24 protein-coding genes are annotated in these 24280 nt (G+C 67.4%); 21 read left to right on the top strand and 3 right to left on the bottom strand.

The window, feature by feature from the left end; all coding sequences use genetic code 11:
• Window positions 1–13 precede the first annotated feature (13 nt).
• Window positions 14–1471, bottom strand: coding sequence for an amidohydrolase family protein (locus tag L0976_RS10205; protein WP_234187196.1), 1458 nt, complete (start codon window positions 1469–1471; stop codon window positions 14–16).
• Between the two features lie 301 nt (window positions 1472–1772).
• Between L0976_RS10205 and L0976_RS10200 the strand changes: the two genes are divergently transcribed.
• The 10 genes from L0976_RS10200 (at window position 1773) to L0976_RS10155 (ending at window position 11147) form a co-directional block, all read left to right on the top strand.
• Complete coding sequence (locus L0976_RS10200) at window positions 1773–2591, top strand: SDR family NAD(P)-dependent oxidoreductase (protein WP_234187195.1); 819 nt, start codon at window positions 1773–1775, stop codon at window positions 2589–2591.
• Window positions 2592–2671: 80 nt separating this feature from the next.
• Complete coding sequence (locus L0976_RS10195; protein WP_203320203.1) at window positions 2672–3970, top strand: ABC transporter substrate-binding protein; 1299 nt, start codon at window positions 2672–2674, stop codon at window positions 3968–3970.
• A gap of 157 nt (window positions 3971–4127) precedes the next feature.
• Window positions 4128–4823 carry an ABC transporter ATP-binding protein gene (locus L0976_RS10190; protein ID WP_233290859.1) on the top strand — a complete coding sequence of 232 codons (696 nt, stop codon included), beginning with the start codon at window positions 4128–4130 and terminating at the stop codon, window positions 4821–4823.
• Window positions 4820–5551 (top strand): ABC transporter ATP-binding protein, encoded by a 732-nt coding sequence (locus L0976_RS10185; protein ID WP_203320201.1) that lies wholly within the window; start codon window positions 4820–4822, stop codon window positions 5549–5551. Before L0976_RS10190 ends, L0976_RS10185 begins: the two co-directional genes overlap by 4 nt.
• A complete protein-coding gene (locus L0976_RS10180) occupies window positions 5538–6395 on the top strand; it encodes a branched-chain amino acid ABC transporter permease (RefSeq protein WP_203320200.1) in 858 nt (285 codons plus the stop codon). The genes L0976_RS10185 and L0976_RS10180 overlap by 14 nt, the downstream gene beginning before the upstream one ends.
• 4 nt (window positions 6396–6399) lie before the next feature.
• Entirely contained in the window at window positions 6400–7443 is a 1044-nt protein-coding gene (locus tag L0976_RS10175; protein WP_234187194.1) for a branched-chain amino acid ABC transporter permease, read from the top strand.
• The gene (locus L0976_RS10170) at window positions 7440–8453 is read left to right on the top strand and encodes a zinc-binding dehydrogenase (protein ID WP_234187193.1); all 1014 of its coding nucleotides are present in this window, start codon (window positions 7440–7442) and stop codon (window positions 8451–8453) included. The genes L0976_RS10175 and L0976_RS10170 overlap by 4 nt, the downstream gene beginning before the upstream one ends.
• A 24-nt stretch (window positions 8454–8477) precedes the next feature.
• Window positions 8478–9257: an alpha/beta fold hydrolase gene (locus L0976_RS10165; RefSeq protein ID WP_234187192.1), complete on the top strand. Its 780-nt coding sequence runs from the start codon at window positions 8478–8480 to the stop codon at window positions 9255–9257.
• 58 nt (window positions 9258–9315) lie between these two features.
• Window positions 9316–10542: an acyl-CoA dehydrogenase family protein gene (locus tag L0976_RS10160; RefSeq protein WP_234187191.1), complete on the top strand. Its 1227-nt coding sequence runs from the start codon at window positions 9316–9318 to the stop codon at window positions 10540–10542.
• A complete protein-coding gene (locus L0976_RS10155) occupies window positions 10539–11147 on the top strand; it encodes a flavin reductase family protein (protein ID WP_234187190.1) in 609 nt (202 codons plus the stop codon). The genes L0976_RS10160 and L0976_RS10155 overlap by 4 nt, the downstream gene beginning before the upstream one ends.
• A gap of 34 nt (window positions 11148–11181) precedes the next feature.
• On the opposite strand, the gene L0976_RS10150 is transcribed toward L0976_RS10155, so the two are convergent.
• Window positions 11182–12132 (bottom strand): LysR family transcriptional regulator, encoded by a 951-nt coding sequence (locus L0976_RS10150; RefSeq protein WP_203320194.1) that lies wholly within the window; start codon window positions 12130–12132, stop codon window positions 11182–11184.
• A gap of 80 nt (window positions 12133–12212) precedes the next feature.
• On the opposite strand from L0976_RS10150, the gene L0976_RS10145 reads away from it, so the two are divergent.
• From L0976_RS10145 to L0976_RS10105, 9 genes are read left to right on the top strand one after another with little or no spacing between them, the layout of a single operon-like run.
• Window positions 12213–13073 (top strand): dioxygenase, encoded by an 861-nt coding sequence (locus L0976_RS10145; RefSeq protein ID WP_234187189.1) that lies wholly within the window; start codon window positions 12213–12215, stop codon window positions 13071–13073.
• Complete coding sequence (locus L0976_RS10140; RefSeq protein ID WP_234187188.1) at window positions 13070–14134, top strand: maleylacetate reductase; 1065 nt, start codon at window positions 13070–13072, stop codon at window positions 14132–14134. Before L0976_RS10145 ends, L0976_RS10140 begins: the two co-directional genes overlap by 4 nt.
• A gap of 24 nt (window positions 14135–14158) precedes the next feature.
• On the top strand, window positions 14159–15436 hold the full coding sequence (locus tag L0976_RS10135) for an ABC transporter substrate-binding protein (protein WP_234187187.1): 1278 nt from the start codon (window positions 14159–14161) through the stop codon (window positions 15434–15436).
• Window positions 15437–15439: 3 nt separating this feature from the next.
• A complete protein-coding gene (locus L0976_RS10130; RefSeq protein WP_234187186.1) occupies window positions 15440–16159 on the top strand; it encodes an ABC transporter ATP-binding protein in 720 nt (239 codons plus the stop codon).
• Window positions 16159–16869 carry an ABC transporter ATP-binding protein gene (locus tag L0976_RS10125; protein WP_234187185.1) on the top strand — a complete coding sequence of 237 codons (711 nt, stop codon included), beginning with the start codon at window positions 16159–16161 and terminating at the stop codon, window positions 16867–16869. The genes L0976_RS10130 and L0976_RS10125 overlap by 1 nt, the downstream gene beginning before the upstream one ends.
• The gene (locus L0976_RS10120; protein WP_234187184.1) at window positions 16866–17729 is read left to right on the top strand and encodes a branched-chain amino acid ABC transporter permease; all 864 of its coding nucleotides are present in this window, start codon (window positions 16866–16868) and stop codon (window positions 17727–17729) included. Before L0976_RS10125 ends, L0976_RS10120 begins: the two co-directional genes overlap by 4 nt.
• Before the next feature lies 1 nt (window position 17730).
• Window positions 17731–18813, top strand: coding sequence for a branched-chain amino acid ABC transporter permease (locus L0976_RS10115; protein WP_234187183.1), 1083 nt, complete (start codon window positions 17731–17733; stop codon window positions 18811–18813).
• Window positions 18813–20567 (top strand): FAD-dependent monooxygenase, encoded by a 1755-nt coding sequence (locus L0976_RS10110; RefSeq protein ID WP_234187182.1) that lies wholly within the window; start codon window positions 18813–18815, stop codon window positions 20565–20567. Before L0976_RS10115 ends, L0976_RS10110 begins: the two co-directional genes overlap by 1 nt.
• A 7-nt stretch (window positions 20568–20574) precedes the next feature.
• Window positions 20575–21459, top strand: a complete 885-nt coding sequence (locus L0976_RS10105) for an intradiol ring-cleavage dioxygenase (RefSeq protein WP_234187181.1) — start codon at window positions 20575–20577, stop codon at window positions 21457–21459.
• 47 nt (window positions 21460–21506) lie between these two features.
• On the opposite strand, the gene L0976_RS10100 is transcribed toward L0976_RS10105, so the two are convergent.
• Window positions 21507–22499, bottom strand: a complete 993-nt coding sequence (locus tag L0976_RS10100; protein WP_234187180.1) for a LysR family transcriptional regulator — start codon at window positions 22497–22499, stop codon at window positions 21507–21509.
• Between the two features lie 166 nt (window positions 22500–22665).
• Here L0976_RS10100 and L0976_RS10095 point away from each other — a divergent pair, with 166 nt between their 5' ends.
• Together L0976_RS10095 and L0976_RS10090 are read left to right on the top strand one after the other, a co-directional pair.
• Window positions 22666–23622, top strand: a complete 957-nt coding sequence (locus L0976_RS10095) for a VOC family protein (protein ID WP_234187179.1) — start codon at window positions 22666–22668, stop codon at window positions 23620–23622.
• A gap of 10 nt (window positions 23623–23632) precedes the next feature.
• Window positions 23633–24277 carry an alpha/beta hydrolase gene (locus tag L0976_RS10090; protein ID WP_234187178.1) on the top strand — a complete coding sequence of 215 codons (645 nt, stop codon included), beginning with the start codon at window positions 23633–23635 and terminating at the stop codon, window positions 24275–24277.
• Window positions 24278–24280: the final 3 nt, after the last annotated feature.

Raw genomic sequence — 24280 nt, 5'->3', positions numbered from 1 at the left:
GTTCCCCCGCCCTTCAAGCCGGCAACGTATTCCTGTGAACACGCCCGTCCTTCATCACCAGCGCCAGCGTCCGTTCCGGATCGGCAATCAGCGAAATGTCCTGGAGCGGATCGCCGTCGACGACCAGCAGATCCGCATAGGCACCCGCTTCGATGCGGCCGAGCTTTGCCGGATAGGGATTGCGCGGCCCCGAGAGCCCCATGAGGTCGGCATTGCCGCTGGTCAGCATGCGCAGCACCTCGGCATTGTCGTACCAGCGGGCGAACTTCGCGAGCTGGCGGCCCTGGCTCGCCGTTCCGGTCGGGCTGAACAGGATGTCCGTGCCGAGCGCCATCTTCACCTTGTGCTGCTTGCCGAGCTCGATGGCGCGGACCGTGCCCTCGGCGATCTGTTCCTGCTGGGCACGTTGCTCCGGCGACGGTTTTACATTGGCATCCTCGTCCGCCAGGAAAGGCTGGATGCTCCACCACGCATCGGCGTCCACCATGCGCTTGACCGTCTCCTCGTCGACCAGCTGGCCGTGCTCGATCGACTTGACGCCGCACGCGAGCGCCCGGCGAACGGCCGCGGAGGTATAGGCGTGGATGCAGACATAGGTGCCCCAGTCCGCCGCCGCCGCCACGGCCGCCTTCATCTCGGCCTCGGTATACTGGAGGGAATCGATCGGGTCGAACGACGACGATACCCCGCCGCCGCCCATGATCTTGATCTGGCTGGCGCCGAGCATGAGTTGCTCGCGCACACGGCGCAGCACTTCTGCCTCGCCATCCGCGATGGCGGAGATGCCCGCCTGCTCGGCCCCGCTGAGATCGGTCTGCGGCGCGCGCGGCAGCTCCGTGCGCATGCGGAAATCGCCATGCCCCGAGGTCTGCGAGATCATGGCGCCGGACGGATAGATGCGGGGGCCGGCGATACGCCTCTCGTCGATCGCCCTCTTCAGGGCAAAGGACGGGCCGCCGACATCGCGCACCGTCGTGAAGCCGCGAAGAACGGTCCGCTCGGCCTCCTGCGCGGCAACGAGATGCACATAGGGCACATCGGCGGTCATGGCCACGACTTGCGAAATGGCGGCGAGGATGGAATGCCAGTGGGCATCGATCATGCCGGGCATCAGCGTGCGCCCGCCGCAGTCGATCACCTCGGCGTCGGAAACGGCATCGGCGGCCGGAACCAGCGACTTGATGCGGTCGCCTTCGACAAGCACGCCCTGCCCGTGTATCAACGCGCTGCCGGTTCCGTCGAATATGCCGACATTGCGAAGCAGTAGCGGCCTTGCGGATGCCTGCGCGAAAGCCGGGCTGACCGCACCGAGCGCCGGAGCGGCGAGGCTGGCCGCGATGCCCTTCAGCACGGACCGGCGCGAGATACCGGCGTTGATGCGCGCGAAAAGCTTCTGCGCCTGCGGATTGTGACACGGGCAGGCGCCGCCATGGTCGAGATGACCGTATTTACCCCCGAAACGAAACCCCAAGACAACACTCCCTCGTCGCCGCGACGCGCGATCCGTCACCCTTCCCGCCAGTCTAGCCGATTTCCATCCCCCAACAAGCCCGCTCCAGGCGGATCGCGAGGATAGGTCCCGCCTCCATAGGGCGGCGGCTTCACGCATTCATGCAAGGATGGCCAAACCGGAAAATTCGCGGCAAGCCCCCGGCCGTGAAACCATCGATGAATACGGTTTCCAATATAACGAAACGACATATTAAATTTGAGAAAAATCATTAAATCGGGTGTCCACCGCTGCTAGCCTCTCTTCAATCGGGAGGACAAGAATGGCGACATTGCAGGAGATGTTCGACGTTCGCGACAAATCGGTCATCGTCACCGGCGGCGCCAGCGGTATCGGCCGCGCCTATGCCGAGGTCATGGCGGACAATGGCGCGCGGGTCTGTATTTTCGACCTCAACCCGGCAACGCTCGACAGCGTCGTGGCGGAGCTGAAGGCCGGTGGCGGCGATGTGTGGGGGCAGGTGGTCGATGTGGCCGACCGTCTGCGCATGAAGGAAGCCTTCGATGCCGTGGCCGAACGCCACGGGCGGATCGACGTGGTCTTCGCCAATGCCGGCATCGACGCCGGGCCGGGCTTCCTCTCGACGACCGGCGAGCGCATTCCGGAAGGGGCGATCGACGTGCTCGACGACCACCACTGGGACCGGGTCATCGAGGTCAACCTCTCGTCCGTCTACACCACGGTCAAGCATTCCGCGCGCCACATGAAGGCGACAGGGGGCGGGCGGATCATCGTCACCTCCTCCATCGCCGGCCAGATCAACGAGGCGATCGTGGGCACGCCCTACATGCCGGCCAAGGCGGGCGTCGACCATTTCGTCCGGCAGATGGCGATGGAGCTGGGCATGTTCGGCATCCTCATCAACTGCATCTCGCCCGGCCCCTTCATGACCAACATCGCCGGCGGCCGGCTGAAGATCCCCGCCGACCGCAAGGCCTTCGAGGAGCAGTCGCTGATCGGCCGGATCGGCAGCACCGAGGACATCAAGGGCCTGGCGCTTTATCTCGCCTCGCCCTGCTCGTCCTACGTCACCGGCAGCCAGCTGGTGATCGACGGCGGGTCGATGAACCGCATCAAGTAAGGCGACGGCCGGGTCGGGGAGGACCTGCCGTCACCGCATGCGCGTCAAGACGACAAGAACACCAGAGGGAGGAGACCAAGGTGGACCTGAAGACGAATTTTGCGCAGCCATCCCGCCGGACCGTGCTGAAGGGCATGGGTGCCGGACTTGCCGCCTCGGTGCTCGGCGCACCGATGATCGCCAGGGCCCAGTCGGCCGGCACGATCAAGCTCGGCTTCGTGACGCCGACGACCGGCCCCCTCGCCCTGTTCGGCGAGACCGACGGCTGGGCGGCCCAGAAGGTCAAGGCCATGCTGAAGGACGGCCTCGAGACCGCCGCCGGCAGGTTCGATGTCGAGATCCTGATCCGCGACAGCCAGTCCGATCCCAACCGCGCCGCCGAAGTCGCCGGCGACCTGATCCTGAACGACGGCGTGCACCTGCTTTTGCCCGCCTCGACGACCGACACCGTCAGCCCCGCGGCCGACCAGGCCGAGCTTAACGAATGCCCGTGCCTTTCGACCGGCGCGCCCTGGCAGGCGGTGATCTTCCCGCGCGGCGGCCAGAACGAGCCGTTCAACTGGACCTATCACTTCTTCTGGGGCCTCGACGAGGCGCTCAACACCTTCGTCGGCCTGTGGAACACGCTCGACACCAACCGCAAGGTCGGCATGCTGTTCCCGCAGAACGCCGACGGCGAGACCTGGGGCAACAACGACTACGGCCTGCCCGCGCCGACCCAGAAGGCCGGCTTCGAGATCACGGTCCCCGGCTTCTTCCAGCCGCGCACCAACGACTATTCGGCGCAGATCGCCGCCTTCAAGAACGCCGGCTGCGAAATCGTCGGCGGCATCACCTATCCCGACGACCTCAAGACCTTCATCAACCAGTGCGCCCAGCAGGGCTACAAACCCAAGGCCGTCACCGTGGCGGCCGCGCTGCTCTTCCCCGGCGGCGTGCAGGCGCTCGGGCCGCTCGGCGACGGCATGTCGTCGGAAGTCTGGTGGACGCCCGCCTTCCCCTTCAAGTCGACGCTGACGGGCCAGGTGAGCCGCGAGATCGCCGACCAGTGGGAGAGCGAGACCAAGAAGCAGTGGACGCAGCCGCTCGGCTACAGCCATGCGATCTGGGAGGTGGCGCTCGACATCCTCAAGCGCGCCGCCAACCCGCTCGACCGTACCTCGATCCGCGACGCCATGGTCGAGACCAGGATCGACACGCTGATCGGCAAGGTCGATTTCTCCAGCGGGCCGCACAAGAACGTCTCGACGACGCCGATCTTCGGCGGCCAGTGGGTCAAGGGCGAGACGTGGCCCTACGACCTGAAGATCGTCGACAACACCGTCAACAAGCTGTTCGAGCCCGAGCAGACGATGAAGGTGATCCCCTGGGCGGGCTGAGCCTGGCGGATCGGACATCGTGCCGGGCGGCCCGCCGCCCGGCCATCCGCAAAACCATACGAATGCATGTGAAGACCGGCCCGGCGGCGCGTGAAGGCGCCTGTCGCGGCCCGGAGCGGAGGATCGATTGGACGGCATATTGCTGGAAGCGAGGGGATTGAGCAAATCCTTCGGCGCCCTCCCCGTTCTGCACGACATCAGCTTCGATGTCCGGCGCGGCGAGGTGCTGGGCATCCTCGGCCCCAACGGGGCGGGCAAGACCACGCTGTTCAACCTGATCAGCGGCGACCTCAGGAACGATGCCGGCGAGCTCGTCTTCGCCGGCGAGCGCCTGGTCGGCCAGCCGCCCTATTCGCGCTGCAAGATCGGCATCGGCCGCACCTACCAGATTCCCCGGCCCTATGTCGGCATGTCCACCTTCGAAAACCTCCTCGTGGCCGCCACCTTCGGCGGCGGGCGCACCGAGGCCCAGAGCTATGCGCTCTGCGCGCAGATCCTGCGCGACTGCGAGCTCGCCGACAAGGCCAACCGCTCGGCCGGATCGCTGACGCTGCTCGACCGCAAGCGGCTGGAGCTGGCCCGCGCGCTCGCCTCCAGCCCGAGCCTGCTGCTGCTCGACGAAATCGCCGGCGGCCTGACCGACGAGGAGGGCAAGGCGCTCGTGCAACTCATCCGCCGCATCCGCGACCGCGGCGTCACCATCGTCTGGATCGAGCATGTCCTGCACGCGCTCCTCGCCGTGGCCGACCGGATCATGGTGCTGAACTTCGGCGAGAAGATCGCCGAGGGGCTGCCGGACGACGTCATCAAGGACCCGGAAGTGCGGCGCGTCTATATGGGGATCGAGGCATGACGGGAAAGACGCTTCTCTCCACCCACGACCTCAAGGCCCGCTATGGCGACTTCCAGGCGCTCTACGGCGTCGATCTGGAGGTCGCCGAGGGCGAGGTCGTCGCCCTGATCGGCGCCAACGGCGCCGGCAAGTCGACGCTTTTGAAATCGGTCATGGGGCTGATCAGGGTCGCGCCCGACATGGTGCGGCTCGACGGCCGGCCGGTCGGAGGCAGCCGGCCGCACAGCATGGTGGCAGACGGCGTGGCGATCGTGCCGGAGGGCCGCCGGCTGTTTGCCGGCATGTCGGTTCTCGACAATCTGCGCGTGGCCATCGACCATGCCGCCCCCGGCCGTGGCGACGCCTGGACGATCGAGCGCATCCATGCGCTGTTCCCGATCCTCAAGGAAAAGCAGGCCGTGCCGGTCCAGTCGCTTTCCGGCGGCCAGCAGCAGATGGTGGCGATCGGCCGCGCGCTGCTCAACCAGCCGCGCCTTCTGCTGTGCGACGAGATCAGCCTCGGCCTCGCCCCGAAGGTGGTCAAGGAAATCTACCAGTCCATCCCGTCGATCTCGGCCAACGGCACGGCCATCGTGCTGGTCGAGCAGGATGTCGGCCTCGCCAAGTCCGCCTCGGACCGGCTCTACTGCATGCTGGAGGGCCGCGTGACGCTGACCGGCCGTTCCGCGGACATGTCCCGCGAGGCGATCGGCGAAGCCTATTTCGGAGCATCCCATGCAGTGGCTTGACGGTCTCGTCCAGGGCGTTCTTCTCGGCGGCCTCTATGCGCAATACGCCCTCGGCATGGCGCTGATGTTCGGCGTCATGCGCGTCGTCAACATCACCCATGGCGACCTGATGATCCTGCTGGCGCTGGTCGGCATCAGCCTCGCCTCGACCTTCGGCCTCGGCCCCTGGTCGGTGCTGGTGGTGCTCGTCGCGCTCGGCGGCATCATCGGTGTCATCCTGCAGCGGCTGATCCTCAACCGCGTCGTCGGCGCCGACCCGCTGCCCTCGCTGATCGCCACCTTCGGCCTGTCGATCGCGCTGCAGAACGCGATGCTGCAGGTCTGGTCGGCCGATACGCGCTCGCTGCCGAGCGACGGCCTCGCTCAAGCCTCCTTCCAGCTCGGGCCGCTCTTCGTCGGCGTGCTGCCCGTCATCGTCCTCTTCACGGCCACCGTGCTGACGGCGGCGCTGGCGACCACGATGCAATATACCCGCTTCGGGCGGTCGCTGCGCGCGGCCGCCGCCGACGTGGAAGCCGCGGCGATGACCGGCGTCGATCCCAAGGCGGTCTATGCCGGCGCGACGGCGCTCGCCGTCGGCATCCTCGGCTTTGCGGCCGTCTTCCAGTCGATGCGCTCGACGGTATCGCCGGCCGACGGCGCCTTCCAGCTCATCTATGCCTTCGAGGCCGTCATCATCGGCGGCATGGGCTCGATCTGGGGGGCGTTCATCGGCGCCATGGTGCTCGGCATCAGCCAGTCGATCGGCTTCCGCATCGATCCCGGCTTCGGCATCCTCGCCGGCCATCTCGTCTTCCTCATCATCCTCGCGCTGCGGCCGCAGGGCATCCTCGGAAAGGACTGAGACCGTGACCCACGCGCTCGCAACCGCACCAGGCCCGGCCGCCGCCACGGAACTCCCGCCGGTCCGCGTCCAGCGCCAGACCCTTTCCGGCGTCATCGCCATGGGGCTCGGCATAATCGCGCTTCTTACCATCGCCTCGATGCCGCTCTGGGCGAGCCAGGGCCTCATCCGCGACGTGGTCGAGCTCTGCTGCTACATCGCCGTCGCCCAGATGTGGAACCTGCTTGCCGGTTATGCCGGCCTCGTGTCGGTCGGCCAGCAGGCCTTCGTGGGCGTCGCCGCCTATGCGATGTTCGTCATGGCGCAGCTCTGGGGCATCAATCCCTTCATCGCCGTCGTGCTGGCGATGATCGCGCCCGCCCTGCTCGCCATTCCCACCTATGGCCTGCTGCACCGGCTCGACGGCCCCTATTTCGCCATCGGCACCTGGGTCGTGGCCGAAGTGATGCGGCTTGCGACATCGGTCTTCGGCTATGTCAACGGCGGGGCGGGCATGAGCCTGCGCGTCATGACCGGCTATTCGTCCATGGAGCGGGCCGTCGGCGTCTCGCTGCTCTGCGCGCTGATGCTGCTCGTCACCGTCGGCGGCAGCTACCTGCTGCTGCGCTCGCGCTACGGGCTGGCGCTGATCGCCATGCGCGACAATCCGGTGGCGGCCGCAAGCCAGGGCGTCAATGTCAGCCGGCTGCGCTTCCTGATCTGGGTCGCCGCGGCTGTCGGCACGGGCCTTGCAGGCGCGATCTATTTCATGGCCCAGCTCCGCATCACGCCGCCCTCCGCCTATGACCCGAACTGGGCCAATATCGCGATCTTCATCGTCATGGTCGGCGGGCTGGGATCGCTGGAGGGCGTGCTGATCGGGGCGCTGATCTATTTCTTCGCCGAGCGCTGGTTCGGCGAATATGGCGCGACCTATCTGGTGGTGCTCGGCCTGCTCACCGTGTTCATGGCGCTTTTCGCGCGCGGCGGCCTCTGGGGCCTGATCTGCAAGGTCGTCGACGCCCCCTGGTTCCCGACGCGGCGAAGACTGATGGAGGACCGGACATGAAGGCCGTCCTGTTCGATGGCGTCGGACTGCCCCTGGCGGTGGGCGAACGGCCGATGCCCGAGCCCACCCCGGACGAGGTCCTGCTCAGGATCGCCGCCTGCGGCATCTGCGGGTCCGACCTGCACATGACCGAGGATCCGGCGACCTTCGGGCTCAACCGCCACGACGTGCTCGGCCACGAATTCGCCGGCGAGGTGATCCGGTGCGGCAGCGACGTTGCCGGCCTGACACCGGGCGACCGGGTGGCGGTGGCGCCGATGCGCGGCTGCGGCGCCTGCGACAGTTGCAGGAGGGGCGAGCCGGCCTGGTGCGCCGAGATGCGGCTGATCGGCGGCGGCTACGCCGAATTCACCACCGTCGCCGCCCGCCAGTGCCGCATCCTGCCCGACGACCTCCCCATCGAGGAGGGCGCGCTGGCCGAGCCCGTCGCCGTGGCGCTGCATTGCGTCATGCGGTCGGGGCTGAAGCCGGGCGGGCGCGTGCTGATCCTCGGCGCCGGGCCGATCGGCCTGCTGGTCGCCTTCTGGGCACGGCGCCAGGGCGCCCGCGACGTCATCGTCGCCGACATCAACCGGCACCAGGAGGAACGCGCGGCCCTTGTCGGCGCGACCGGCTTCGCCCTGTCCGGCCCCGGCCTTGCCGAGGACTTCCGCAGCCGGACGGGCGGGGAGCCCGACATCGTCTTCGAATGCGTCGGCAAGCGCGGGCTGATCGATTTCGCCTGCAGGCTCGTGCGGCCGCACGGAACGGTGGTCGGCGTCGGCCTATGCGTCGGCGGCGACGAGTGGGACCCCTTCGCCGCCATTTCCAAGGAGATCCAGGTCGTCTTCGCGGTGTTCTTCAACATGGCCGAATTCGAGACGGCGCTCGGCGCGCTCGGCCCCGGCCGCTACCGCCCGCAGGCGCTGATCACCGGCCGGATCGGCTTCGACGCGGTGCCGGAGACCTTCGAAGGGCTGAAGCGCCGGACGACGCAGTGCAAGGTATTGATCGCCGCCGAGGCGGCGTGAGCGAACGGACGAGGAGGACAGGCCATGGAATTTGAGACCCTGACGCAGGACATCGACGGCGTCCGCACGGTGGTGAAGGCGATCGGCCGCGGCCCCGCCGTGCTCGCCCTGCACGGCGCGGCGACGATCGAGGGCTACGACTGGGCGCGCGGCCTTGCCGACCGCTTTCGCGTCTACCTGCCCTTCCATCCCGGCTTCGGCGAGAGCGCCGAGGCGCCGCATGTCTGCGGCATGCAGGACATGGTGATCCACAATCTGCGCCTGGCGGCCGCGCTCGGCCTCGAACGTCCGCATCTCGTCGGCCATTCGATGGGCGGCTGGATGGCGGCCGAGATCGCCGCCGTCGCCGGCGAACGCTTCGGCAGGCTGGTGCTGAACGCGCCGGCGGGCCTCAACCATCCCGATCATCCCGGCGCCGATCTCGGCCAGATCCCGCCCGAGCAGTTTCCCGCCTATCTCGCCCACGATGCGGCGGTCGCCGCGCGCTATTTCCCGGGCGGGTCGCAATGCCCCTCGGTGGAGGATTTCGTCGCCGCCCGCGAGAAGGAAGGCCCGGCGCTGGGCAACATCCTCAAGGTGCACGGCATGGGGCACCCCAATCTCGGCCGCTGGCTGAGCCGGATCCCCAACGAGACCCTGATCGTGTGGGGCGACCGGGACCGCATGCTGCCCGCCGCGCAGGCGCCGCTCTGGCAGGCCGCGATCCCCAATGCCCGAACGCTGATCATCGAGGATGTCGGCCATCTCGCCATGCAGGAAGACCCGCGCACCGTTACGGCCATCGGCGACTTCCTGGCCAAGTGAAACCCCAGCGCGGCGCCAAGGCGACCCGCGACGACAGGACCATCAAGGAGGAATTGTCATGAACGCACCTATCAAGCACGCATCCGGCTACTGGGGCACGAAGACGGACTTCGCGTCGCTCCTGGCCCAGGTCGAGAAGATCGGCCCCACCCTCGACAGGAATTCCGAGGCGAACGAGAAGCTCGGCCGCCTCAACGACGAGACCTTCGAGGCGCTGAAGCCGCTGCGCATGAGCCATATCTTCGCCGGCGAGGACATCGGCGGCGCGCAGCTCTCGCCCACGCAGGGCCTGCAGCTCATCGAGGCCATCACCTATAACAGCGGCGCGGCCGGGTGGGTGTCGATGGTCCACGCCTGCATCGGCGCGATGTCGGCGGCCTTCCTACCCGACACCGCCATCGCCCGCCTTTACGACGGCAAGACCGACAACCGGTTCTCCGGCCAGGGCACGCCGACCGGCATGCTGAAGAAGGTCGAGGGCGGCTATCGCCTGAACGGCAAGTGGTCCTATGCCAGCGGCATCTACCACGCCACCTATACCCATACCGCGGCCCTGCTCGACGACGGCAACGGCCAGCCGGCCAAGGACGAGAAGGGCGACGTGATCGTGCTGTGCGCCCATGCGCCGGTCGGCGAGCACGAGCTGCTCGGCAACTGGAGCGTGCTGGGCCTCCAGGCCACCGGCAGCATCGACTATGCCGCAAACGACGTCTTCATTCCCGACGACATGGTGTTCCCGATCCTGACCGCAGAGCCGCAGCGCATGCAGGAATTCTTCAGCCTCGGCGTGGTGGGCCTTGCGGCCATCGGCCATTCCGGCTGGGCGATCGGCGCCTCGCGCCGCATGCTCGACGAAGCCGCGAAATACGCCAAGACCAAGACCGGCCGAGCCGGCCTGCTCGGCGAAAGCGACAAGTTCTGGTATGATTTCGGCCGGGCCGAGGCCCGCGTGCGGGCCGCCCGCGCCTTCCTGTTCGAGGTCTGGCGCGATGTCGAGGCCTCCATCGAGGTGGGCAACCGCATGACGACGCGCCAGATCAGCCTGGTGCACCTGGCCAAGTCCGAAGTGCACGAGGCCGGCGTCGATGCCTGCCACTTCGTCTATCGCTCGCTCGGCGGGGCGTCGCTGCGCTACGGCGTGATGCAGCGGATCTATCGCGAGATGCTGACGGCGGCCAACCATTTCACGATCAACCCGAACATCGTCGCCGCCGCCGGCCGCGACATCGCCGGCCTGTGGAGCGACCGCACCTGGCAGTTCTACGACCTGATCGAGAAGAAATGAGCGCGCCGGCGAAAGACCTGCCGGGCGGACAGCCCGGACCGGCCGCCGCCGCCAGCGGCGCCGGCCTCACGGAGGCGTTCCTCGCCGCCTTCCGGCACCACCCGTCCGGCGTCGCCATCGTCACGGCCGACGGCGCCGACGGCCCGGTGGCGCTGACCGTGAGCTCGCTGATCTCGATCAGCGCCGCACCGCCGATGGTCGCCTTCTCGCTCTCGGCATCGTCGTCGAGCGCAAGGGTCGTCGAGGGCGCCGCGTCGGTGGTCGTGCATTTCGTGCGCCGCGCCGACATGCAGCTCGCCCGGCTCTGCGCGACGTCGGGCAAGGATCGCTTCGGGCCGGACGTCCGCTGGTCGCGGCTTGGCAGCGGCGAGCCCTACTATCCGCAGGTCGAGCTCTGGTTCCGCGCCGAGCTGCGCGGCCGGCTGGAGACGCCGGGCGCCTGCCTGGTCACGGCCGAGCTGACATCCGTCTCGGCTGGCGCCCATGCGACGCGGCAGGCCGAGGCGCTGGTCTATTCCAACCGGGCCTGGCACGCGCTGGGGCCGGTGGTGGACGCCGCGGCGGCGCCGGTGCTGCTGTGGCCGGACGATTCGGCCACCTTCTGAGAAAGATGCCGGCAATGCCCGCCGGCATCCTCCGCTACATCCCCCAGATCACGGACTGCTCGTGGCGTTTGATCAGATGCCTCAGATTCTCGAAACTCTTGCGCAGATGCGCCGAGAACGCCTCGATGGCCGGCGCCCCGAGATCGCCCGAGCGGCGCAGCAGGCCGAGCGCCCGCTCCGGATGGGGAATCTCGACCGGCAGCGCGGTGATCGCCCTGTCGTTGCGATAGGCGAAGACGACGCTGTGCGGCAGGATCGTCAAGGCATCGCTTTCCTTCATGTAGTTGATCGCGCTCGTCAGCGAGCCGCCCGCATAGCGGATCTTCGTCTCGGTGGCGCCGAGCGAGAGCACCAGGCTGCGCAGGTCGGCCAGCAGCGGGCTGCCCGGCGGCGGCGCGATCCAGGGAAAATCGAGCAGTTCGGGACCGGCGAGCTTGCGCTTGAGCAGCAGCGGATGCGTGACGCGGCAGGCCACGACATTGCGGCCGGGCAGCAGTTCCTGGAAATGCATGCCCGACCCCTCGTCGAGCATGTCGATCGGGCAGATGGCGAGATCGATCCGGTCCGCGACGATGGCCGCGCGCAATTCGGAAAGATAGCCGTAGCTTTGCTCGACGCGGACGTCGGGGTAGGCATTCTGGAAGCCCGCGACCATGCCGGCGATCAGCGCGTCCATGAAGAAGGGCGTGCCGCCGACGCGCACCAGCCCCGTGCGGCCGTGGCGGAACCCCTCGACCAGGGTCGACGCCTTGCGCGCGGAGGTCAGGATGGCCTGGCCGTGATCGGCCAGCGCCCGGCCGAGCGGCGTCGGTTGCAGCGGCCGCCGTCCCTTGAGGAAGAGCGGCTCGCCCAGGCGCTTCTCCAGCATCGCGAGCGTGCGCGATACAGCCGGCTGGCTGAGCCCGAGCATGGTCGCCCCCTCGGTCACGCCGCCCGCCTGGACGACCGCTGCGAGCTGCGCAAGGTGCCTTTCGTCGATCTTCATAACAATAACGAATATAAATCGCCGAAAAAATTATCAAGCACTCTATTCCGGCCTGTTAGGTTCTCGCCATGGGAGAAGTCATGCCAGACATATCGTTCAGTGAGCGCACCTCTGCGCAGCGTGTCGCCGAGCGGCTCGACAAGCACGCCGCGGGACCGCTGCAAGCCTTCATGGTTCCTTTCATAGAGCATCTGCACAAGCTCATTCGGGAGACCCGTCCCTCGCAGGCCGACTGGCGCCGGGCGATGGAATTCCTCACCGATGTCGGCCATGCCAGCGACGGCCGCCGGCAGGAATGGGTGCTGCTCTCCGACCTGCTCGGCGTCACCGCGCTCGTCGAGGAAATCAACACGAACCGGCCGAAGGGCGCCACGCCCAACACGGTGCGCGGCCCCTTCTACCGCGCCGATGCACCGCGGCTGGCGCTCGATGCCAACATATCGCTCGACGGCGTCGGCCCGGCGCTCGCCGTCACCGGCCATGTGCGCGACCTCGACGGCAAGCCGGTCGCCGGCGCCACGGTCGAGACCTGGCAGGCCAACAGCAAGGGCTTCTACGAGAACCAGCAGCCGGACCAGCAGCCGGAATTCAACCTGCGCGGCATCTTCACCACCGACGCGGAGGGCTGCTTCCGCTACAGGACCGTTCGCCCCGGCGGCTATGCCGTGCCCGGCGACGGCCCGGTCGGCCAGATGCTGGGCGGGCTGGGCTTTCCCATGCGTCGTCCCGCGCACCTGCATTTCCTGATCAAGGCCGACGGCTTCGAGACAATCAGCACGCATGTCTATGACGGCAGCGATCCGCATCTCGGCCAGGACGCACTGTTCGGCGTGAAGGACGAGCTCATCGGGGAATTCAGACCGGCCGGAAAGGGTGACGCGTGGACGCTCGACTTCACCTTCACCATGGTCCGGGCGAAGAAAGCGAGGACCACGACATGACCCTGTCCTTTACCTACCAGGGCAGCGCTGCGCGCATCGTCTTCGGCAACGGGGCGAGCGAGGACGTCGGCAAATGGGTGGAAGCGCTGGAATGCCGCCGCGCGCTCGTGCTGTCGACGCCGCACCAGGCCTCCGATGCGCACGCCATGTCGAAGCGGCTCGGAGCGCTCTCGGTCGGCACCTTCACCGACGCGACCATGCACACGCCGGTCGACGTCACGGAGCGCGCCGTGGCGCGCGCGGCCGAGCTTGGCGCGGACTGCGTCGTCTCGCTCGGCGGGGGCTCGACGACCGGGCTTGGAAAGGCCATGGCCTATCGCACCGACATTCCGCAGATCGTCGTGCCCACGACCTATGCCGGCTCGGAAGTGACGCCGATCCTCGGCCAGACCGAGAACGGCGCCAAGACCACGCTGCGCAGCCCGAAGGTCACGCCCGAAGTGGTGATCTACGATCCGGAGCTCACGCTCGGCCTGCCCGTCGCGATGAGCGTCACCAGCGGCCTCAACGCGATCGCCCATGCGGCCGAAGGGCTCTACGCGCCCGATCGCAACCCCATCGCGACGATGATGAGCATCGACGGGATGCGCGCGCTGAAGGAAGCCCTGCCGGTTCTCATCGACAGTCCGCGCGACGGCGCCGCCCGTGAAAAGGCGCTCTACGGCGCATGGCTGTGCGGCACCGTTCTCGGCCAGATCTCGATGTCGCTGCACCACAAGATCTGTCACACGCTGGGCGGCAGCTTCGACACGCCGCATGCCGAGACCCATTCCGTCATGCTGCCGCATACGATCGGCTTCAACGCATCGGCCGTGCCGGGCCTGATGACGCCGGTCTCCGACATTTTCGGCGGGGCGACGCCGGGACAGGCACTCTACGACTTCGCCAAATCCATCGGCGCGCCGATGGCGCTGCGGGATTTCGGCCTCGGCGAAGCCGATCTCGACCGGGCGGCCGACATTGCGACCAAAAACCCCTATTCCAATCCGCGACCGATCGACCGGACGGCGATCCGCGCACTGTTGCAGGACGCCTGGAGCGGAACACGACCGCCATATTGAATTCTTTTGGGAGGAGGAATGAATATGCTTACGAGACGTGAATTGCTGAAGTCCGCAGCCGCCACGGGCGCGCTGGCGGCGACATCGGGCCTGCCCATGCCGGCGATCGCCCAGAACGCCCCGATCAAGCTCGGCTATGTCAGCCCGCAGACCGGCCCGCTCGCCGCGTTCGCCGAGGCCGACAAGTTCATCATCGACGGCTTCATGGCCGCCACCGAGGCCGCCGGCCTGAACTACCAGGTCGTGGTGAAGGACAGCCAGTCCAATCCGAACCGCGCCGCCGAGGTGGCCAAGGAGCTGATCGTCAGCGACGAGGTCAATCTCGTCCTCGTCGCCTCGACGCCGGAGACGACCAACCCCGTGGCGACGACCTGCGAGGCGGAGGAGGTGCCGTGCATCTCGACGGCCGCCCCCTGGCAGCCCTGGTTCATCGGCCAGCAGGCAAATCCCGGCGATCCGCAATCCTGGAAGCCGTTCAACAGCGCCTTCCACTTCTTCTGGGGGCTGGAGGACGTCATCGCCGTCTACACCAACATGTGGGGCCAGCTCGAGACCAACAGGAAGGTCGGCGGCCTGTTCCCGAACGACGGCGACGGCAATGCCTGGGGCGACAAGGCCGTGGGCTTCCCGCCGGTCCTGGAGAAGCTCGGCTATACACTGAGGGATCCGGGCCGCTACCAGAACCTGACCGACGACTTTTCCGCCCAGATCAACGCCTTCAAGTCCGACGGCAGCGACGTCATCACCGGCGTGATGATCCCGCCCGACTTCACCACCTTCTGGAACCAGGCGCAGCAGCAGGGCTTCAGGCCAAAGGTCGCCTCCATCGGCAAGGCGATCCTGTTCCCGCAGGCCGTCGAGGCGCTCGGCAACAACGGCCACAACCTTTCCTGCGAGGTCTGGTGGTCGGCGAGCCATCCGTTCAGGTCGTCGCTGACCGGTGAGAGCGCCGGCGAGCTGGCCGAAGGCTTCACCAAGGCCACCGGCCGGCCCTGGACCCAGCCCATCGGCTTCGTCCATGCCCTCTTCGAGGTCGCAGCCGACGTGATGAAGCGCGCCGACCCGACCGACAGCGAGGCGGTGATCGCCGCCATCGCCGCCTCGAACATCGAGACGATCGTCGGCAAGGTGGCCTGGGACGGTTCGAACGTGCCGCCCTTCGCCGCCAGGAACATCGCCAAGACGCCGCTGGTCGGCGGCCAGTGGCGCCTCAAGGACGGCGGCGGCTACGACCTCGTCATCGTCGACAACCAGACGGCGCCGAACATCCCGACCGGCGGCAAGATGGAAGCGATCGGCTGAGCCATGCCCATACTCGCCCTCGACCAGGTCTCGAAAAGCTTCGGCGCCCTCAAGGTCGCAGACGGCATTTCGTTCGCGCTGGAAAAGGGCGAGGCGCTCGGCGTGATCGGGCCGAACGGCGCCGGCAAGTCGACGCTGTTCAACCTCATCACCGGCAATATCCGCGTCGATGCCGGCACCATCCGGTTTGCCGGCGACGACGTGACGCGACAGCCGCCGATGGCCCGCTGCCTCGGCGGCATCGGCCGCACGTTCCAGATCCCGCAGCCCTTCGAAAAGCTGACGGTGTTCGAGAACCTGCTGGTCGCCGGCGCCTTCGGATCGCGCAGGACCGAGCGGGAGGTCGCAGACCGCTGCGCCGACATCCTCGTCGAGACGGGGCTCCATCCCAGGGCGAACCAGCCTGCCGGCAGCCTGGGCCTCCTGCAGCGCAAGCGCCTGGAACTCGCCCGAGCGCTCGCGACCGACCCGAAGATCCTGCTGCTCGACGAAATCGCCGGCGGATTGACCGAGGGAGAATGCCGGGAACTGGTGGAGACGATCCGCGCGATCCATGCGCGCGGCGTCTCGATCATCTGGGTCGAGCATGTGCTGCATGCCCTCAATTCGGTCGTCGGCCGGCTCGTCGTCCTGCATTTCGGCCGGGTGATCGGCGACGGCGATCCCGGCGCGATCATGGCCTCCAAGGACGTGCGCGAAATCTATCTCGGGATCGACGTCTGATGGCCCTGCTCGAGACCCGTGGCCTGACGGCCTTCTATGGTGACTTCCAGGCGTTGTTCGGCGTCGACATCACCCTCGACGAAGGCGAGACCGTCGCCGTGATCGGCGCCAACGGCGCGGGCAAGTCCACCCTGCTGCGGTCGATCTCCGGCCTGATCCGCAACGTGCCCGGGCATATCCGCTTCGACGGCCGCCAGATCGGCGCGCTTGCCGCGCCCGATGTCCTCAGGCTCGGCATCGCCATGGTGCCGGAGGGCCGCCGGCTCTTTCCCTCGCTTTCCGTCGAGGAGAACCTGCTGATCGGCAGATACGGCCGGGTCGGCGGCGGTGCGTGGTCGCTCGATACCGTCTACGATCTCTTTCCCGTCTTGCAGGAGCGCCGCCGCCACCCCGCAACGGCGCTCTCCGGCGGGCAGCAGCAGATGGTGGCGATCGGCCGTGCGCTGATGTCCAATCCGCGCGTGCTGCTGTGCGACGAGGTGAGCCTCGGCCTCGCCCCCGTCGTCATCAGGGACATCTACGCGGCCTTCCCGAAGATCCGCGCGACGGGCGCCTCGATCGTCATCATCGAGCAGGACATCGGCCAGGCGCTGAAGGTGGCCGACCGGGTCTACTGCATGATGGAGGGCCGGGTGACGCTGACGGGCACGCCGGCAACGCTGAGCCGCGAGGACATCCACGCCGCCTATTTCGGAGCGCATGCGCCATGAACTGGCTCGACACGATCGTTCAGGGCATCTTGCTCGGCGGCCTCTACGCCCTCTTCGCGGCGGGCCTCAGCCTCGTCTTCGGCATCATGCGACTGGTCAATCTCGCGCATGGCGACCTGATCGTGCTTTCCGCCTTCCTCATCCTGCTGCTGGTCTCGGCCCTTGGCCTCGATCCGTTCGTCGCCGCAGCGCTGGCGCTGCCGGTGATGTTCGCGCTCGGCTGGGCGCTGCAGTTCCTCGTGCTCAACCGCACGCTCGGCAACGACATCCTCCCGCCCCTTCTCGTGACCTTCGGCCTTTCGGTCGTGATCCAGAACGGCCTGCTCGAAGGCTTTTCGGCCGACAGCCGCAGGATCTCGGCGGGCGCCCTGGAAACGGCGTCGCTCAAGGTCGGCCCCGTCAGCATCGGCACCATGCCGCTGCTCACCTTCCTGTCGGCGGTGGGCGTCATCGTCGCGCTCAACCTCGTCTTCTACCGCACCTCGCTCGGCCGCGCCTTCCGCGCCACCTCGGACGACAGTGCAACGGCGGGCCTGATGGGCATCCGCACCGAGCGCATCTTCGCCACCGCCACCGGTATTGCCATGATGGTGGTGACGATCGCGGCGCTCTATCTCGGCACGCGCGCCAATTTCGACCCGACCATGGGTCCCGCGCGCCTGATCTACGCCTTCGAGGCGGTGATCATCGGCGGGCTCGGCTCCTTCTGGGGCACGCTCGCCGGGGGCATCATCATCGGCGTGGCGCAGACCGTGGGCGCCGCGATCAATCCGGAATGGCAGATCCTTGCGGGCCACGTCGCCTTCCTGCTGGTGCTGGTCGTCAGGCCGCGCGGCCTTTTCCCACGGGCGGTGGACTGACATGAGCGACCACGTTTCCTCCTCCTGGACCGTCTCGACGCGCACGCGGGGCTCCGCGGCCTCCATGCTGGCGGTCCTCGCGCTGGTGGTGCTCGCCGTCGCCGCGCCGCTCTTCGTGTCGCGCTCGGTGGTGCAGGACCTGTTCTTCATCATGACCATGCTGGTGCTCGCGCAGTGCTGGAACCTGCTCGCCGGCTATGCGGGCCTCGTCTCCGTCGGCCAGCAGGCCTTTGTCGGCTTCGGCGCCTATGCGATGTTTGCCGGCGTCAGCCTGCTCGGCATGGATCCGATGGCGGCCATCGTGCTCGGCGGGCTCGCGGCGCTGGCGCTGGCGATACCCACGGCCTTCTTCGTCTTCCGCCTGCAAGGCGCCTATTTCGCCATCGGCACCTGGGTGATCGCCGAGATCGTGCGGCTTTCGCTCGCGCAGTGGAAGGCGCTGGGCGGGGGCACCGGCACCTCGCTGCCGTCGGGCGCGACGCGCGACATGGTCGGCGTGCGCCTCGTCGCGGACCTTCTCGGCGTGCGCGGCCCGCAGGCTACCGACATCGTCTGCTACTGGCTGGCGCTGCTTCTGGCCGTCGTGACGATCGGCTCGATCTACAAGCTGCTGCGCTCCAAGCAGGGCCTGGGGCTTGCCGCGGTGCGCGACAACCGCGAGGCGGCGCGCTCGGTCGGCGTCGATCCGCTCTGGACGAAGTCCTTCGTCTATCTGGTCGCGGCGCTGGCGACGGGCCTTGCCGGTGCGCTGATCTATGTGCAGAAGGCGCGCATCTCGCCCGACGCCGCCTTCTCCGTTCCGGACTGGACGGCCTATGTCATCTTCATCGTCGTCATCGGCGGCATCGGCACGATCGAGGGGCCGATCGTCGGCGTGATCGTGTTCTACATCCTGCAGAGCCTGCTGGCCGACTACGGCTCCTGGTATCTGCTGATCCTCGGCCTGATCGGCATCCTGATCATGCTGTTTGCGCCGCGCGGCCTGTGGGGCCTGTTCACCGACCGCACGGCGATCCAGCTCTTTCCCGTCCGCCGCATCCTGGCGGGCCAAGCGAAAACCAAAGACATCAGAGGGAGTGACTGATGGCCGATATCGAAACCGACGTCCTGATCATTGGAACCGGCCCGGCAGGCTCGGCGACCGCGGCGCTGCTTGCCAGCTACGGCGTCGAGAACATGGCGATCAACCGTTACCGCTGGCTGGCCAACACGCCGCGCGCCCACATCACCAACCAGCGCACCATGGAGGTGCTGCGCGACCTCGGCCGCGAGGTCGAGGCGGAAGCCTATCTCCATGCCAGCCCGCAGGAGATCATGGGCGAGAACGTGTTCTGCACCGCACTCGCCGGCGAAGAGCTCGGCCGCCTGAAGACCTGGGGCACCCACCCGGTCTCCAAGGCCGAGCACCTGCTCTCCTCGCCCTCCGAGATGAACGACCTGCCGCAGACCTTCATGGAGCCGCTGCTGTTCAAGACGGCCTGCGCGCGCGGCACGCAGGCGCGCATGTCCACCGAATATGTCAGCCACGAGCAGGACGACGAGGGCGTGACGACCACCTGCCGCGACCGCCTGACCGGCAGGGACTTCACCATCCGCTCGAAATACCTCGTCGGCGCCGATGGCGGCAATTCGCTGGTGGCGCAGCATATCGGCCTGCCCTTCGAGGGCAAGATGGGCGTGGCCGGCTCGATGAACATCCTGTTCAAGGCCGACCTCACCCGCTACGTCGCGCACCGTCCCTCCGTCCTCTACTGGGTGCTGCAGCCGGGCTCGAATGTCGGCGGCATCGGCATGGGTCTCGTGCGCATGATCCGGCCATGGAACGAGTGGCTGATCAACTGGGGCTACGACATCAGCCAGGGCGTGCCCGATGTCGACAACGCCTTTGCCGAGGGCGTTGCCCGCGACCTGATCGGCGATCCCGACATCGACATCGAGATCACCTCCGTCTCGACATGGACGGTCAACAACTGCTACGCCACGCGCGCCCAGAAGGGCCGCGTCTTCTGCATGGGCGATGCGATCCACCGCCATCCGCCGTCGAACGGGCTCGGTTCCAACACCTCGATCCAGGACGGCTTCAACCTCGCCTGGAAGCTCGCCATGGTCATCAAGGGCGAGGCCGGCGCCGGCCTGCTCGAAACCTATACGCAGGAGCGCGCGCCGATCGCCCGGCAGATCGTCACGCGCGCCAACCAGTCGATCGAGGAATTCGGCCCGATCTTCGGCGCGCTCGGCCTGCTCGATTCCATCGACCCGGTGAAGATGCAGGAGAACATGGACCGCCGCTGCGACGACGGCGCGGCCGCCGAGAGCCAGCGCGCGGCGCTGCGCGAGGCGATCGCCTTCAAGATCCATGAATTCGACGCCCATGGCGTGGAGATGAACCAGCGCTACAAATCCTCGGCCGTCGCGACCGACGGCCAGCCGGAACCGCCGTTCACCCGCAATCCGGAACTGCATTTCGAGCAGACGACCTGGCCCGGCGCGCGCCTGCCGCATGCCTGGCTGTTCGGCGAGGGCAACCGCAGGGCCTCCACGCTCGATCTCTGCGGCCATGGCAGGTTCACGCTCCTGAGCGGCATCGGCGGGCGGGCCTGGGTCGATGCGGCGGAAGCGGTGTCGGCGGAACTCGGCCTGCCGCTCGCCGCCCATGTCATCGGGCCGCGGCAGACCTGGCAGGACCACTACGGCGACTGGGCGCGTGCCCGCGAGGTGGGCGATGCCGGCGTCGTCCTGGTGCGGCCCGACCACCATGTCGCATGGCGCTGCGAGGGACTTGCGGGCGATCCCGCAGCCGAACTGCGCCGCGTTCTGACAACAATTCTGGATCGGTGAGGCAATCATGGAAGCGCACGAGAAGGGCTATTTCACGGAGGAGAACTCCGTCGAGGTCGTGACCGGCCGCAATGCCGGGGCCAGCGACGAGCGTCTCAAGCAGGTGATGGAGGTCATCACCCGCAAGCTGCACGAGGCGGTGAAGGAAGTGGAGCCGACGCAGGACGAATGGATGCAGGCGATCCTCTTCCTCACCCGCACCGGCCAGATGTGCAACGAGTGGCGGCAGGAATTCATCCTGCTGTCGGACGTGCTCGGCGTGTCGATGCTGGTCGACGCGATCAACAACCGCAAGCCTTCGGGCGCGTCCGAAAGCACGGTGCTCGGCCCGTTCCACGTCGCCGACGCCCCGGAACTGCCGATGGGCGCCAATATCTGCCTCGACAGCAAGGGCGAGGACATGGTCATCGAGGGCCGCATCCTCGACACCGAGGGCAAGCCGATCGCCAATGCCGTCATCGACGTCTGGCAGGCCAATGACGAGGGCTTCTACGACGTGCAGCAGAAGGGCATCCAGCCCGACTTCAACCTGCGCGGCATCTTCCGGACCGGCCCTGACGGGCATTACTGGTTCCGCGCCGTCAAGCCGAAATACTACCCGATCCCGGATGACGGCCCCGTCGGGCAGTTGCTCGGCCATCTCGGCCGCCACCCCTACCGGCCGGCGCATCTGCACTACATCATCAGCGCCGACGGTTTCGAGACGCTGACGACGCATATCTTCGACCCCGACGATCCCTATATCCATTCGGATGCGGTGTTCGGGGTCAAGGAAAGCCTGCTGGCGAAATTCAACCGGGTGAACGATCCGGCGCGCGCCAGAAGCTACGACTTCGCCGGCGATTTCTGGGACGTGACGCACGACTTCGTGCTGGCGAGAAACCGCGCCTGACGCGATGGCGGCGGGAGAGGATGCGAGACCGCGTCCCCTCCCGCCTCTCATTCGGCGGACGAGATGCGCTCGCGCTCGCCCATGAACGGTCCCTGCACCCAGCGGATCGTCTTTTCGTGCTTTTCGACCGCCCGCCGCAGCTCCGCGAATTCCCGGCGCATATGGCCGAGAAACTTGCGGCCGGCCGGGTTCGAATAGGGTTTTCTGCGCGTCATGACCCCGAGCACGCGCTCGGGCTGCGGAATATCGAGCGGGATGATGCTGATCTTGTTCTCGCCGCGGAAGGCGTGGACCACGGAATGCGGCAGAATGGCGAGCGCATCGGTGCCGGCAAGGTAATTGACCACGCTCAGCAGCGACCCGCCGGCATAGCGCAGCGACACCTCCTCCAGGCCCAGCGTCAGCAGGATATTGTGCAGGTCGAGCACCAGCGGAGACCCCGGCAGCGGCGCGATCCAGGGATAATTGACGATGTCCTCCGTGGCGAGGTTGCGCTTGCGGACCAGGGGATGGCCGGCCCCGCAGGTCAGCACGTTGCGCGCCGTGAGGATCGGCTCGAACTGCAGGTCGGCGCGCAGGTCCACCGATCCGGTCGGGGTCACCGCAAGATCGATCTGGCCGGAATCCAGCCCGGCGACGAGGTCTGGATAGTTGCCGTAGGACTGGTGCACCATGATGCCCGGCTCGCCGCGCTGGAACGAGGCGATCATCGGCGATACGACCGCATCCATGAAGAACGGCACGCCGCCGATCCGCACCCGCCCCGATGAACCGGACTTGAAGCTGCGGATGATCTCCATCGCCTTGCGCGAGGAGGCGAGGATCGCCTTGCCCTGCTGGCCGAGCTGCTCGCCGAGCGGCGTCGGCTGCATCGGCCGGCGGCCGGAGACGAAGAGCGGCTCGCCGATGCGCTTTTCCAGGATCGACAGCGTGCGCGAGACCGCCGACTGCGTCATGCCGAGCATGGCGGCCGCTTCGGTGACGCCGCCGGTCTCGATGACGGCAGCAAGCTGGACGAGGTGGGCTTCGACGATCTTCATAGCAAATTGCTATAACTTCCATGAACAATGTCAATCAGCAGTCGAACGGAGCGGCTATAGTCGGACAATCACGGCATGCCCGCGACAGGCAGGCGCCCGTGGTTCCGGAGATCAACGGCGGAGGAACCGTTTCCGGAAGAGGCAATGTCTTTGGGAGGAGGACAACATGGCCCTTGTCAGCGGCTACCATCACCTGACGCTCTGCACCGACGGCGTGCAGGAGGATTACGACTTCTACACCAAGGTGCTCGGACTCCATTCGGTCAAGCGCACCGTGCTGTTCGACGGCACGATCCCCGTCTACCACCTCTATTACGGCTCGCGGAACGGCGACGCCTCGACGATCATCACCACCTTCCCGTTCCGCAAGCCGGCCGTCTTCGGCAGGCGCGGCACCAACCAGTCGAAGATCATCCAGCAGGCCATCCCGGTCGGTTCGGCCGACTACTGGATCGACCGGCTGAACGGCAAGGGCGTCGAGGCCGCGAAGATCTCGCGCTTCGGCATCACCCGCGTCGCGTTCAAGCATCCCTGCGGCATTCCGCATGAGCTGGTCGAAAGCCCGGCCGACAACCGCCCGTCCATCGTCAACGAGGCGCAGGGCGTGAACGCCTCCCACGGCATCAAGGGCATCTACGGCGCGGCGATCGCCGTCTTCGACCGCACCGCCATGGACGACTTCCTCGGCGTCGGCATGTCGATGACGAAGGAGGCCGACAGCGACGAGGGCCTGATGTTCTCGGTGCCCAACGCGGGCGGCCCGAGCAGCATGGTCGAAGTGCTGCACGAATCGACGGGCCCGCAGGGCACCTGGACGCTGGCCGGCGGCACGATCCACCATCTCGCGCTCAACACCGGCAACGAAGAGAACCAGCTCAAGCTCAAGGCGCATCTGGAAGGCCTCGGCTTCACCGACGTGTCGGACCAGAAGGACCGCAACTATTTCAAGTCCTGCTATGTCCGTTCGCCCGGCGGCGCGCTGTTCGAGATCGCCTGGTCGGTCGAAGGCGGCTGGGCGCTCGACGAGCCGGCCGACCAGATCGGCACGACGCTGGTCTTCCCGCCGTGGTTCGAGGATCGCCGGCAGGAACTGATCGCAGGTCTCGAACCGGCAACGTTCTGAGCCTGGCGCCATGTCGATCCACGACACGCCGCTCCTCCTCGGCGCGAGCCCCGGGGAGGCCCTGGTGCACTGCGTCTTCATCCACGGGCGGACCCAGTCGCCGGAGGACATGCAGGAACAGGTGATCGCAAAGCTGAGGATGCCCGGCGTCTGCTTCGTGCTGCCGCGGGCGCGGGGCAACAGCTGGTATGACGCGCGCGCGACGGACGTGCTGACCGATCGAACGCGGCAGCAGCTCGATCAGGCGATCGGCCATGTCCGGCAACTGATCGGGGCGCTTCCCGGCATGGACGACCACGCAAGGCCGCTCGTCATCGGCGGCTTTAGCCAGGGCGCCTGCCTTGCGGTCGAATATGCCATGCGGCACGGTCCGTGGAACGGCGCCCTCGCCAGCCTGACCGGCTGCCGCGTCGGCACGCCGGACTGCGAGCGGCCCTTCGCCGACCTCGACCGGCTGCCGGTCTATCTCACCGGCTCCGACAAGGACCCCTGGATCCCCGTCGCGGCCTTCGCCGACACCGCGGCCGCCCTCGCCCGGGCCCGGGCGCGGCTCCACTGCGACATCCTGCCGGACAGGTCGCACGAGGTCTCCGCCACCGAGATCGCGCAGCTCGACAAGGTCCTGTGCGGGCTTTCGAACCGGAGCTGGTGGTAGGAA

The organism is Shinella sp. NM-101 (assembly GCF_021401195.1).
GTDB lineage: Bacteria > Pseudomonadota > Alphaproteobacteria > Rhizobiales > Rhizobiaceae > Shinella.
Note: the sequence above shows the minus strand (reverse complement) of the source record. Positions and strands in the feature narration are given on the sequence as shown.